Origin of the sequence: Haloarcula amylovorans, assembly GCF_004681185.1 — an archaeon.
Taxonomy (GTDB): Archaea; Halobacteriota; Halobacteria; order Halobacteriales; family Haloarculaceae; genus Haloarcula; species Haloarcula amylovorans.
On the sequence record NZ_SRIF01000007.1, the window covers coordinates 115,278 to 128,551 of the forward strand.

Annotated in this window: 10 protein-coding genes and 1 pseudogene; 3 read left to right on the forward strand and 8 right to left on the reverse strand. The window is 61.5% G+C overall.

The features are described 5' to 3' along the window. Positions 1–109 precede the first annotated feature (109 nt). Complete coding sequence (locus E4S61_RS19535; protein WP_135305610.1) at positions 110–2,662, forward strand: GcvT family protein; 2,553 nt, start codon at positions 110–112, stop codon at positions 2,660–2,662. Between the two features lie 57 nt (positions 2,663–2,719). Next, positions 2,720–3,967, forward strand: a complete 1,248-nt coding sequence (ilvA, locus tag E4S61_RS19540; protein WP_135305611.1) for a threonine ammonia-lyase — start codon at positions 2,720–2,722, stop codon at positions 3,965–3,967. A 460-nt stretch (positions 3,968–4,427) separates the two neighbouring features. Here ilvA and folP read toward each other — a convergent pair whose 3' ends face one another. Continuing rightward, positions 4,428–6,812: a dihydropteroate synthase gene (gene folP / locus E4S61_RS19545; RefSeq protein WP_135305612.1), complete on the reverse strand. Its 2,385-nt coding sequence runs from the start codon at positions 6,810–6,812 to the stop codon at positions 4,428–4,430. Between the two features lie 98 nt (positions 6,813–6,910). Here folP and E4S61_RS19550 point away from each other — a divergent pair, with 98 nt between their 5' ends. Further along, the gene (locus tag E4S61_RS19550; protein ID WP_135305613.1) at positions 6,911–8,104 is read left to right on the forward strand and encodes an alanyl-tRNA editing protein; all 1,194 of its coding nucleotides are present in this window, start codon (positions 6,911–6,913) and stop codon (positions 8,102–8,104) included. A gap of 256 nt (positions 8,105–8,360) precedes the next feature. Here the strand turns inward: E4S61_RS19550 and folE are convergent, their stop codons facing one another. The 7 genes and pseudogenes from folE to E4S61_RS19585 all read right to left on the reverse strand — a co-directional run bounded on the left by folE (position 8,361) and on the right by E4S61_RS19585 (position 13,129). Next, entirely contained in the window at positions 8,361–9,002 is a 642-nt protein-coding gene (folE, locus tag E4S61_RS19555; RefSeq protein WP_135305614.1) for a GTP cyclohydrolase I, read from the reverse strand. Positions 9,003–9,130: 128 nt separating this feature from the next. Continuing rightward, positions 9,131–9,577 (reverse strand): annotated as a pseudogene (locus E4S61_RS26835) (molybdopterin dinucleotide binding domain-containing protein); the annotation flags it as partial. Between the two features lie 95 nt (positions 9,578–9,672). Then, the gene (locus tag E4S61_RS19565) at positions 9,673–9,891 is read right to left on the reverse strand and encodes a methyl-accepting chemotaxis domain-containing protein (protein WP_135305615.1); all 219 of its coding nucleotides are present in this window, start codon (positions 9,889–9,891) and stop codon (positions 9,673–9,675) included. Between the two features lie 147 nt (positions 9,892–10,038). Further along, positions 10,039–10,419, reverse strand: a complete 381-nt coding sequence (locus E4S61_RS19570; RefSeq protein ID WP_135305616.1) for a Rid family detoxifying hydrolase — start codon at positions 10,417–10,419, stop codon at positions 10,039–10,041. 96 nt (positions 10,420–10,515) lie between these two features. Next, positions 10,516–10,740 carry a hypothetical protein gene (locus E4S61_RS26330; protein WP_245180868.1) on the reverse strand — a complete coding sequence of 75 codons (225 nt, stop codon included), beginning with the start codon at positions 10,738–10,740 and terminating at the stop codon, positions 10,516–10,518. Positions 10,741–11,051: 311 nt separating this feature from the next. After that, positions 11,052–11,624 carry an anthranilate synthase component II gene (locus E4S61_RS19580; protein ID WP_135305617.1) on the reverse strand — a complete coding sequence of 191 codons (573 nt, stop codon included), beginning with the start codon at positions 11,622–11,624 and terminating at the stop codon, positions 11,052–11,054. Continuing rightward, positions 11,621–13,129, reverse strand: a complete 1,509-nt coding sequence (locus E4S61_RS19585; RefSeq protein WP_135305618.1) for an anthranilate synthase component I family protein — start codon at positions 13,127–13,129, stop codon at positions 11,621–11,623. Before E4S61_RS19585 ends, E4S61_RS19580 begins: the two co-directional genes overlap by 4 nt. Positions 13,130–13,274: the final 145 nt, after the last annotated feature.

Here is a 13,274-nt window from a genome sequence, read left to right on the forward strand (position 1 = left end):
ATTGTCGATTTCGATACTCTCTATACTTCTGTGGCTACTTCACGAAACAGGGCCATTCTCACCGTCGGTGTATTTAAGATAGTGACAGAAGGACTCAGAGACGAGATACATGAGCACAGAGGACCCACCATCACAGGCAAACACCGTCGTCATCGGTGCCGGTGCCGTCGGGTGTAGTGTTGCATATCATCTGACCGAACTCGGCGCAGAGGATGTGACAGTCATCGACCAAGGCCCCTTGCCGGTCACAGGCGGGTCGTCCGTCCACGCGCCCGGCATCATCTTCCAGACGTCGCCGTCGAAGATTCAGACAAAGGCGGCTCACTACACGAGTCGGTTGCTCTCGGACGCCGGCGTGTACAACGAGGTCGGTGGCATCGAACTCGCGCGAAGTGAGGAGAGGATGGACTTCCTCCGACGCCGCAAGGAGTGGGCGGTATCCTACGGACTGCCGGAGCCACAGCTCCTCTCGCCCGAAGAGGTCACCGAGCACCTCCCACTGGTGAACGAAGACGAGATTCTCGGTGGCTACTACTCGCCAACTGACGGCCGCGTCGACGGCATCTCGGCTCTGCAGTGGTACATAAGCGAATCCTCGGCGGACTTCTACGGTAACATCGAGGTTACCGACCTGGATGTTTCCGGTGGCGAGATACAGACCGTCGAGACTGACAAGGGCCGCATCGACTGTGGCCGCTGTGTCATCGCCACGAACAACTGGGGCTACCAGACCGGGCAGATGGCAGGGCTGGACCTGCCAATCGCGCCTGTCGAACACCAGTACGTCGTCACCGAACCGATGGAGGAACTGTCTGACGCTGGCTTCTCTGTCGGAGACAACACGACGGGACTGGATGTGCCCGGCGAGCGCTCCATCGCGGAGTACATGAGTGAAGCGCCGCACCGTCCGGTCGGTCGCGACCAGGACCATTCATTGTACTTCCGTACCCACGGCGACTCGCTGGGGATGGGGTCGTACAACCACGAGACCCTGTCCGTGGATCCTGAAGAGATGGGCAAGAACTCCGAGGAACGACAGGCGTCGGTCCGTGGGTTCACCGAGGAACACTGGACTCAACCGACCCACCGCAACCGCGACAAGTCTGCAAAGCAGGCCTTCGACGAACTGCTCCCTGCGAGCCAGGATCTAGACTACGAGGTCACCGAGAACGGCATCTTCGTATTCACGCCTGATGGGATGCCCGCCGTCGGCGAGACGGCCCAAGTCGACAATCTCTGGACGGCGCTAGCCATCTGGTGGACCCACTCCGGCGGATATGGCCGCATCCTCGCAGAGTGGATGGAAAACGGCACACCCCGCCTCCCGTCCGGACCAGTCGATACCGGTGGCATCCACGTCCGGAGATTCGAACCCCACGCAGGTGAGAAGGATTACTTCGTCGACCGGGGGGCGAAGCGCTACGAGCAGGTGTATAGCATCGTCGAACCGCGCTGGCAACCCGACGACCACCGCCGCCTGCGCACCAGCCCGTTCTACCATCAGGAGAAGGAACTGGGCGCCGAGTTCTACCAGAGCGGCGGCTGGGAGTCCCCGCAGTACTACGAGTATAACGAGGACCTCGTCGACGAGTACGAGGACCAGATTCCCGAACAGGACGGCTGGCAGGGCATCAACCGCTCGCCAATCGAGGCCGCGGAGCACCTTCACACTCGCGAGAAAGTGTCGATGTTCGACATGACCACGTTCAGTTCCATCATGGTCTCAGGTGAGGGGAGCGGCGAGTTCCTCCAGCAGGTCTGTAGCAACGACATGGACATCGACGTTGGGCAGGTCCGCTATTCGCTGCTACTGAACGAGGGTGGCGGTATCCTCGCTGACATCACCGTCGTGCGCCTCGACGACGAAGAGTACATGGTCACCACCGGTGGCGGCAACTCGCCGGGCATCCACGGCGGGTGGCTCGAAGAACACGCACCCGAGACTGTCTCGGTCCACATCGAAGAAGGCGCGAAGTCGACAATCGGTCTCTGGGGGCCGAAGTCGCGTCTCCTGCTCCAGCGATGTACCGATGCCGACGTGACCGATAATGGCTTCTCGTACTTCAGCGCGAAGCGGATGTACATCGGCGAGGTGCCGGTCATCGCCCTGCGCGTCTCCTACGTGGGTGAACTTGGCTGGGAGCTGTGGACGCCCACGGAGTACGGTCAACGCCTCTGGGAGACACTCTGGGAGGCCGGACAGGACCTTGACGTCCGTCCGATGGGCGGCGGCGCTCTCAGTTCGATGCGACTGGAGAAGGGCTTCCGACTCTGGGGCACGGACATCGACACCGACTCGAACCCGTTTGAGGCCGAACTCCCCTTCGCCGTTGACATGGACACCGACTACATCGGAAAGGAAGCGCTCGAATCGGCAAAGGCCGACGGCATCGATAACCACATCACGCCACTCACCCTCGACGATTCGTCGGATATCATGCTCTCTGGGCGTCCCGTTCTCAAGGACGACGAGGCTATCGGCTACGTGCAGGCCAGCAACTACGGGTACACCATCGGCGAGTCCATCGCCTACACGTACGTCCCGAGCGAGTATGCCGAGGCCGGTACGTCGGTGCAGGTACTCTGCGAAGGTGAGACATACGACGCGACGGTCCGAGACGAACCGCTGTTCGACCCCGGCCGGGAGAAGATACTCAGATGAGCCGTCACCGGTATCGTTCCACGACCAACCAGGGATAATCCTGATACACACACACCCATGACAACGTCAGAATCCGCAGAGCTGCCCGTCACCTACGCCGACATCGAGCGGGCGCGCGAACGCCTCGACGACGACACCGTCGTCAAGAAAACGCCAGTCGAACGGAGTTCATCGCTCGACAAGTTCGTCGGCGGCGAGGTGTACCTGAAGATGGAACACCTCCAGTGGACGGGGTCGTTCAAGACCAGAGGCGCGTACAACAAGATTTCACAGGACGTCGAAGAGGGCGTCGACGAGTTCGTCGCCGCGAGTGCGGGCAATCACGCACAGGGCGTCGCCCTCGCGGCGACAAAGTGTGGTGCCGACTCGACCATCTTCATGCCGGTCAACGCCCCACAGGCGAAGGTCGACGCCACACGCGACTACGGCGCGACGGTCAAACTCGTCGGCAAGGACTTCCAGGAGACAATGGCCCATGCACAGTCGGCCGTCAAGGAGAGCGACGCCGCCTTCGTCCACGCGTACGACGACACGGACATCATCGCCGGACAGGGGACCCTTGGTGCCGAGATGTACCAAGACTACCCCAACATGGATACCGTCGTGGTGCCAATCGGCGGCGGCGGCCTCATCAGCGGTGTCTCGACGGCCATCAAGCATCTCTCGCCAGAGACGCGAGTCGTCGGCGTACAGGCGACCGGTGCCGAGACGGTCCACGAGAGTATCGACAAGGGGATGCCTGTGACGCTTGACGAGGTCGATACCATCGCAGACGGCATCGCAACTGGCGGCATCTCCGAGACGACCCTAAGTATCATCCAGCAAAACGTCGACGACGTGGTGACCGTTACTGACACCGAAATCTCACGGGCCATCCTCCTGTTGATGGAGCGTGCTAAACAGGTCGTGGAGGGCGCGGCGGCCGCCTCCGTCGCCGCCATTCTGGGTGACGACCTCGATGTCACCGACGAGACGGTGATGCCACTGCTCTGTGGCGGGAACCTCGACATGACACAACTCCGGACGGTACTCATCCACGCGCTTACCGAGCGTCGGCAACTTCTGCGCCTTTGGGTCCGTATCGACGATCGACCCGGCGCCATGGAAGATATCTCGGGGACTATCGCCGACCAAGGCGCGAACATCCACGACGTGCGTCACGAGCGCTCCGTCGAGGATTTAGATGTCGGCGAGGCGTATCTCGTGTTCAATGTCGAGACCAGCGGCCAGGAACACGCCAATTCCATCGTGGAAGCCATCCGCGAGACTGGCTATCCCGTCGAAGATATAGCTAGGGCGGTCTGATAGGGCACTGGTCTCTCCGTTTTTCGAAGTGTGATAGTGTTCGTCCCGTTTTTCCTTCGAAGTATACGTCAAATACTGTTGGATTTCGTGTGAAATTACCTCTGCGCAGTCGGGGAAGTACGATTGCACCATAGGGTATACACGAACCTATGTTAATTCCATACGTCGGGGTGGAGGAATTGAAGAAGCCGTCGAGTCGGCCGCCGTCACGATAGATGACGGCGCCGCCAAACAGCACCGCCAGGAGAAACGACGTTGTGACCCAGAACAATGGGGATACGCCGGTGACCATCGTCGGGTCGAATGCCTGCAGGGACGCTATCGAAGATAGTCCCGTGAAAGCAGGAGTGGCGGCCACACGTCGGCTGTTGGCGTGGCGCTCAGTTTCACGATGGTGTGAAAATCTGTCGGTCGGCTCCGGCCTGAGGGCTGGCTCTCGAAGGCATCCGTTCGAGATCCACTATACGTCGTTCGCTGCTGAGACGGTTCGAACAGCCGCCGCGTTCTCCCTAACGTCGTGGACACGGACCACGTCGGCGCTCCGTTCAGCTGCCATCGTGGTCACGGCAATAGTCGGAGGTAGACGGCCCCCGCTGTGACAATCGACCCTCTCGAACATCGACTTCCGGGAGTGGCCGACCATCACGGGACAACCGAGCGCCCGTAGCTCTGCGAGACGGTTGACCAACGCGAACGATTCAGCGGCGTCCTTGCCGAACCCACAGCCCGGGTCGACAATAATCTGCTCTCGGTCGATGCCCGCCTGTTCTGCGAGAAGCACTTGCTCTCGCAGGTCGGAGACGACGTCGACGACTACGTCATCGTACGTCGCCGTCCGGTCCAGGTCGACGGGTGCCGAAAGACTGTGCATGAGAACCAGTGAGGCGTCGTGGTCGGCAACGACGAAGCGCATCTCCGGGTCCGAGAGGCCCGAGACGTCGTTCACGATGTCAGCACCAGCGTTCAGTGCGGCGTCTGCGACGGCTGCTTTCCGGGTGTCGACAGAGATAGGGACGCCCAGCGACGAGAGCGCTTCGATGACCGGGACCACGCGGTCTATCTCTTCGCTCACCGGGACTGGGTCGGCGCCAGGCCGGGTGCTCTCTCCGCCCACGTCAACGATGTCCGCACCGGCGGCGACCATCTCCTCGGTGCGTTCGACTGCCGTGTCGAGACGGTTGTACTTACCGCCGTCGTGGAAACTGTCTGGGGTGACGTTCAGAATACCCATCACTGCAGTACCCTCGGTGTCGATTGCTTCGAGCGACGAAGGACCGTCCAGCGCCGACTCCAGTTGGTCGGCGAAATGACCGAGTCCGTACCCCTCGTCTTCGAGAGCCTGTGTGAGGGCTCGTAATTGTGAGGGCGTCCCTGAGAGCGTCGTCGAGACTAACTTTTCCGGCGCACCGCGCTCGGTACGCACGCACGTGCCGCCGATGTTTTCTATACGCTCGCCGACGACTGTGGCCTGTTCGTGTCGCAGTGTGGTTGAGAGAACGCGCGTAGCCACATCCTCGTCGGTCGGCCCCATCGTCCCGTCAGCGGGCCACTCCACTGTCGGCGCGCCGCCGCCTTTCGGGACGACGGTCCGCGTCCAGTGGTCCCGTGCCTCCGCGACGGCGTACAGCGATCCAGCGACGAGTACGCAGTCGAATGCATCCGCAGCGGTTAACGCCTGCTCCGTCGCTTCTGGAACTGACTCGACGCGCCGGAGAACGTCGGCATTGCCGTCGAAGGCCTGGCCGAGCATCTCGACGTCGGCGGCCCGGTCAACCTTCGGTTGGGTGACGAAGACGGTATCGACGTGCGGGAGTTCGGCGACCATCCCTTCGATGTCCTTCATGTCCATCGCCGCGAAGACAAGATGCAGGTCGTCGTAGTCATACCGTGAGAGTAGATCGTTGAGCGTTGCTATCGCACTGGGGTTGTGCGACCCATCGAGGACGACCAGTGGGTCTGTCGAGCGTACTTCGAACCGGCCGGGCCACGTCGCACACCGGAGGCCGTCCGCAATCGTCTGTTCGTCGACCGACGCGACCTGTCGGGCGAGCGTCGCCGCGATACCGGCATTCGTCGCCTGATGTTCGCCCAACAATTTGAGGTTCGTCTCTACTGCCCAGTCGGGGCTGGTTATCGACACTTTGTTTTCGACGGCCGAGCGCATCCCATTCTCGACGGCGGTGACGTCCGCACCGTCCGTATCCACAGTGATCACGTCCGTCTCAGAGCGCACGGCGTTGAGAGCAGCACCCGTGGTGCCGGTCACGAGAGGTGCGTCTATGGGTGCGACCTGTACTTTGTCACGGGCGATCTCCTCGACGGTGTCGCCAAGTAAGTCCGTATGCTCCAGACTGACGCTCGTGACGGCGCTCGCGACGGGGTTGACGGCGCTGGTCGCGTCGTACCGGCCGCCGATACCGACTTCAAGAACGGCGACGTCGACGTCCTCGGCACCAAAGTGGAACAGCGCGAGGGCGGTGAGGACTTCAAAGTGGGTGGGCATGTCGTCGTCTGCCCGCAATCGCTCGATGCAGGGATCGATTCGCTCGACGAACTCGGTAACTCGCGTTTTCGGAACCTTCCGACCGTTGACTCTGACCTGTTCGCGGAAGTCGTTCAGTGCCGGCGACGTGAACAGCCCGACATCCAGACCGGCAGTCCGAAGGACACTCTCCAGCATACGGGCGGTACTCCCCTTGCCGTTCGACCCCGCTATCTGGACGCAGTCGACGGATACCTGTGGAGTCCCCAAGTGTGAGAGCATCCGCGCCGTCGTCTCCGTGCCCAGTTTGGGCCGACGACGCTGTAGTGACTGCAGGTAGTCGGCGGCCTCGTGATACTCCATAGCACATGTGGTGGGCTTCACCCTGATTAAAGCTATCGCCGTCCAACGGAACGACCTTGAACGAGTGATTTATTGGCACGGACTGTGAGATGCACGGTATGACTGTGGAAGCGACAGCCAACCTCGCGAGCGAGCAGCCCTACGTGACGTTGTTCGACGCGACGGTGCGCTCCGTCGACGGCTGTGACGTGACGCTGAATCAGACGTATTTCTACGCCGAGGGTGGCGGCCAACCGGCCGACAGAGGCACTCTATCCGGCATCAGCGTCGTCGACGTCCAGAAACACAATGGCGAGACGGTCCACACGCTTGCCGAAGCACCCGATATCGAAGTAGGCGCGACGGTCAGCGGTGAGATAGATGAGCAGTTCCGGACCTACAGCATGCGGGCCCACACCGCGAGTCACGTTGTCTACGGTGTCGGCCGGAAACTGTTCGATAGCCACGGCTATGGCGGGTTCGACATCGGTGAGGACAACATCCGCCTCGATTTCTACGCCGACACCGACGCCGACGGGGTGAACGCGCTCACGTTCCAGCGCATGGCCAACGAGGCCGTCTGGGACGGCCGCTCGGTGGAGTGGTACGAAATGGACACCGAGGAGGCGCGCGACGACGACGACATCGTATTCAACCTCGGAGACGCCGACCCAGCCGACAGCGTCCGTATCGTGGAAATCGATGACTGGGACATCTCAGCCTGTGGCGGCACCCATGTCCGGAACACGAACGAAATCGGTTCCATCGAAGTCATCGACGTCTCGAACCCGGGTGCGGACCTCGTCCGCGTCGAGTACGCCGTCGGGCCGTCGGCGATTCAGCATCAAATAGACCGGCGGCGGAGCGTCTCTCGCGCCGCCGACATGCTCGATACGAGTGTCGAGGACCTCGCACAGCGATCACGAGAGCTACTGGAGGAAAAGAAGTCGCTACAGGCCGACGTGGACGAACTGCACAAACGACTGCTGGATGCACGCATTTCCTCGCTGGCGGCCGACACGACGACCAGAGACGGGCAAGAATGGCTGGTTGGCACTGTTGACAGTGTGGGACCAAACACCGTTGCCAACCGCGTGGGAGCGCTCAACGAGGACGCCGGAGACGTGGTCGTTCTCACCGGGCGAGACGGATCGACGTTCGTGGTCGTCGGCACGGACGGCGAGACGGACGCCAACGCGGTCATAGACGACGTGACTGGCGAGTTCGGCGGTGGCGGCGGCGGCCAACCGACGCTCGCTCAGGGTGGTGGCCTCGACGCCGATCCAGAGACAGTCGTCGAGTATCTACGCTAGGAGTGACGCGGCCCCACGACGGGAGAGAGATCTCGTCGCGTCGGCTGCCAGATCCGACGAGCGAACTGACTGGTCGCGAACACATCCTATTCTGAACTTGTCATATGTACTGATATCATTACGACGGTACAGAGAACTACCTGCTTTCTGGTTGAAGCCCCCACCTCACAATGCATCTATGTGCTCGGTACGGACGAGATGATGGAACACTAACTTGTCGTGTAAAACGGACTATCAGCGGATTCGCTGGACGGGGTCAGTGGCCGTCCCGCGTAATGCCGTGGCGCCGAATGGCTTCACGGAACTGGTCGTGGTCCGACTCGCTGAATGTCCCTGTCTGCTCTCTCGTCGTCGTTTCCGTCGATGTCTCCACGCCGCGCATTACTTCACACATATGCGTCGCCGTTAGTTCCACAGCTACCCCGCGGGCACTAAGTTCGTCGACGAGGCCCGTTGCGAGGTCGTGTGTCAGCGCCTCTTGCGTGGTCAACTGGCGTGATTGCCACCGAACGTAGCGGATGAGTTTCGAGAGGCCGACCATCTCCTCGTCCGGTCGGTACGCGACGTGGGCAATGCCCTCAAACGGAAGCATGTGGTGTTCACACATGCTGTGGAGCGGGATTCCGGTTTTGATCACTAGACTGTCCGTCTCCGCTTCGAACGTCCGCATTACGGGCTTCGCTTCGTGACGCGTTCCCTCGGTCAGTGTCTCCAGCATCTCTGGGACGCGACGGTTCCACGTGTCGTAGATACCCGCTTCGTCGGGATTGCGTCCGACCGCCTCAAGGAGCAGTCGCGTGCCCTCACGTGCCTTCTGTTCGTCGAATCCGGCCATCGGACCGGTCGTCTCGCTACCAGTATCGTACTGGAACTCGGCTTTCTGTTCCTGCGAATCCATTACGTCGGACAAACAGAATCCAGCGTATAAATCTACTGTCGGCGGAGGCGAAATCGGCTCGTGGCCGGTGTGCGTAACAACGATAACACTGTGAAAATATAGTCAGAAAGTTTGAACTACCACATAAGTTAGAACTGAAGTTTCGTGAGAATGGACTGCCCGGCCTCAGTCGTCGCTGGCCACACCCCCGGCGTCCGCAGCACCGTCTCGTCAGTCTCTGGTCCGAGCGGTTCCAGACGGACGTTAGACATGTTTTTTGGAGATACCCACTGTTGGGTCAAAGGTCTCCCCGGTGAGTTTGTTCACCGCGCCAGCCGCGAAGTGCATCAGGATGAAGAGCGTCCCCAGTCCCACACGCTTGGGGGTTGCGCCTTCACGGCGATAAAGCCCCGCCGAGACTCAACACGAGCGTACTCGCCGTCGATGACGCCCAACTGCTCTGCCGTCTCCAGGTTAATTTCGACGAAGCTCTCATCAACATGGCTGCTCAGCCCCTCGATGCGGCGCGTAATCTGGCCTAAGTGCCAGTGGTACAGCACACGCCTAGACGTCAGCGTCAGCGGGAACTCCTCGTCCACGTGAAACGCTGTCTCTACAGTTTCGGTCCGCTCTTCGACGCGTTGACCCACCATCTCGCCGGCGGTCCGTTCGGTCTGCTCGGCGAGAGAATTCACCCCGTCGACGACGACGGCAATCTCTCTCCGTCAACAGCGGTTCGGTCACCGCCCGCACGCGCGGCCTCGATGTTCGTGTTCAGCGCCAGCATAGCCGTATCGATCTGTCCCCTGATAGCGTCGAGTTCGTCGAAAGCCTCGTTGGCTGTCTCCTGCCCATCCCGTCCCGTGTCCGTGGTCTCCTCGTCTGTGGACGCGATTGTCGCAGCGGTCAACGTTATCACCTCAATAGTTTCCGAGAGGTCGGATATCTCCTCGGACCGCCTCCTCGGTCGTCGTCTACACGTGTTCCGATTGTAGCAACGGGTCAGCCGAATGGCTGATCGGACCAGCAAAACGGATGACGAAAACGGCGGCTGACGTCAGTTTGTCGTCGCGATAGCCTCTATCTCGACGGCAGCGCCCTTCGGTACGGCGCCCGCGCCGACGGCACTCCGGGCTGGTGGGCCCTCGTCGAAGAACTCGCTGTAGGCCTCGTTGAACTCGTCGAAGTCGTCGATATCGTCCAGGAACACCGTCGTCTTGAGCAGGTCGTCCATAGAGAGGCCTTCGGATTCGAGGATGGCTTCGACGTTCTCCATGCACTGTTCGGTCTGGTCGGCGACGGACTCGTCGTCCAGTAGTTCGCCGTCATTAGTTAGCGGCAGTTGACCCGCTGTGATGAGGATGTCGCCATTAGTCGTCGCCTGACTGTACGCGCCGACCGCCGCCGGCGCATCGTCGGTACTGATTGTGCGCTTCATAATCGCTCATTGCCGGGCCCATCTCTTAAATCCCGGTTGAGTGGCCCGTTAGTGCCACATCACGTCAGCGAAACGATCGGTTGTGGCGAATCGTGGCTACTGGTTGATGACGACGATTGCGGTCGACGGCAATCCAATGCCCGTGACTTTCTGGGCAGACACCGGTTCGCCCAGGATGACGGTGCTGATGACCGCCACGGTGACGAAGTACATCCCGCCGGTGCTCGAGACGCCGGCCGTCGACCCGACGGAGACGCTAATGAACGTCGAGACAACGCCGACGGCAGCCGCAACGTCCGCCAATCCGGAGTTCAATAACACTTGTTTGTGACCACAAGCGACGCGTCAGAGGTGACACTAGAAGCCGGCGACGACGGCCGCTGTGGCGTACGAGAAGAATGCCGACACCACTAGGTAAATCGTGTTCGAAGCGACGTTGCCGAAGATTATCTAGAACCCCCCACGCGACCATCGTGCTGAGGCCGGACAGACGGCCGATTTCATCCCTGTACCCCCACGTGTGCGACATCCGAGTGTCTCGTGACCGCCAACGCGGACACGGCCGCCGACCTCCAGACGGACGGGGCAAACGTCCTCACCGATGACCCAACCGACGAGAAGCGACCTGTGGGTCAGACGTCCGCGACGTTCGTACAGAAGTTCTCGACTATCCGCTTGCCGGCGTCGGTGAGAATGCTCTCGGGGTGGAACTGCACGCCCACGTGCGGTCGGTCGGTGTGCTGGACGCCCATCACAACGCGCTGTTCGTCGTCCGTATGGGCCGTCTCCACGAGTTCATCGGGTAGGTCGCAGTCCTCGACGGCCAACGAGTGGTACCGGCCGACTTCAAAGGGGTCGTCAACGCCTTCGTAGAGGCCCGTGTGGTCGTGTCGGACCTCCGAAGGCTTACCGTGGACAACCTCCGGAGCGTGTCCGACCGCCGCGCCGTGGGCCGCACACAATGCCTGATGTCCCAGACAGACGCCAAGCGCGGGGTAATCCGTTTCGGCGAAGACATCGATGGAGACGCCCGCGTCGGCCGGCGTGCCCGGACCAGGCGAGACGACGATGCCGTCGGGGCCGAGTTCGCGGATACCGGCTACGTCGATGGCGTCATTGCGTCTCACCTCAACGTCGTCGAATTCGCCGACGTACTGGACGAGGTTGTACGCGAACGAGTCGTAGTTGTCGACGATGAGTATCATCGAATCCCCTCCATGGGGTCGGACGTCGACTCAACCACAAACGATCCTTGCTCGCCGAGCGCCTCGTCTACGGCGTTGACGAGTGCACGGGCCTTATCGAGCGTCTCTTGATACTCCTCTGCCGGCACCGAGTCGTGTACGACACCGCCGCCGACGCGCAGCCGGTACTCACCCTCATGGTGGACCAGCGTCCGGATGGTGATGTTGAGCGTCGCCCGGTCGTCGAATCCGAAGACGCTGATGCTCCCAGTGTAGGGACCGCGACGGGTCGTCTCCACCTCGTCGATTATCTCCATTGTGCGCGGTTTGGGTGCACCCGTGATGGTCCCACCCGGAAACACGGCCGCGACGGCGTCGGCGATGCTCACGTCCTCACGCCGTTGTCCTTCGACCAGTGAGACGAGATGCATCACCTCGGAGTAGCGGTCGACGCGGCGGTACTCGGCCACGTCGACCCTGCCGTACTCGCAGACCTTCCCGAGGTCGTTCCGTTCGAGGTCCACAAGCATCGCGTGTTCGGCCCGCTCTTTCTCGTCGGTCGTGAGGTCACATTCCAATTCGTCGTCCGCCTCGGGTGTGTCGCCCCGGGGCCGCGTGCCGGCGATGGGTTCAGTCAGGAGTCGGTCACCGTCGACGTCCAACAGGAGTTCGGGGCTGGCACTCACGAGGTCGACGCCTGGGAACTCCAACAAACCGGAGTACGGGGCCGGATTCACGCAGCGGACGGCGTCAAACGTCTCGACGGGATGGACCGCCGCCGGTGCCGTCAGTCGGTGAGAGACGTTGGTCTGAAACGTGTCGCCGTCGCGGACGTACTGCTTGATTTTCCTGACGCGGTCGGCGTAGGCTGCCTCGCCGCACTCGCTCTCGAAGGTGGCCTGTCTGCTCGCGGTGGGCTCCGACTGGACATGCGGGTCGCCGTGGAGGGCGGACTCGGCGAGCGCCGTCGCCCGTTTGACGCCCATCTCGTAGGCCGCCTCGGTGGTGCCGTCAACTACCGGGCAGGCGGTCACGCGAAGCGTGGCATCGCCGTTGTGGGGTTCTTCCCACGCAGCGACGCAGTCGAAGACGCCGAGCTGGAGTCGTGGGAGACCGTCGGCGACGGTCGTCTCTGGGATGTCTTCGATTTCGCGAGCCACGTCGTAAGAGAGCCACCCGAACGCGCCGCAGGGGTAGGGCACGTCACAATCACCTCGGACGAGTTCCTCCCGTTCAAGGACGGCATCGATGGCCTCAATAGACCGGCTGGCGTCCCCATCCGCTGTCTCGTCGGACCCGACTTCGACTCGTTCGACCGGGTCGACAGCGAAGTACCCCCACCCGGGCTGGCCACCAGTTGTCTCGAGATAGACGCCGTTCCCCTCATCCGTTCGTGCGCGCCGATAGGCATCGAACGGGTCAGAGACGGTGATACGTACTTCGACCGGCACGCGGGCACCCTGTGGTGCCGCCGCGGCCGTCTCGACGAACATAGCTTGCTCCGTGACGGTTCGTATATCACTCATCTGGTACTAGGGCCTCCACGAGGGCCGATATGCGACCCTCGGTGTGGTTGTGTAACACCATACACAGAGTCCGATAAAAACTTTGCGTGGCCGGGGAATTCGACCGAAACGATGTTTGTTGGGGAACATATCGGGCCGATCTCTG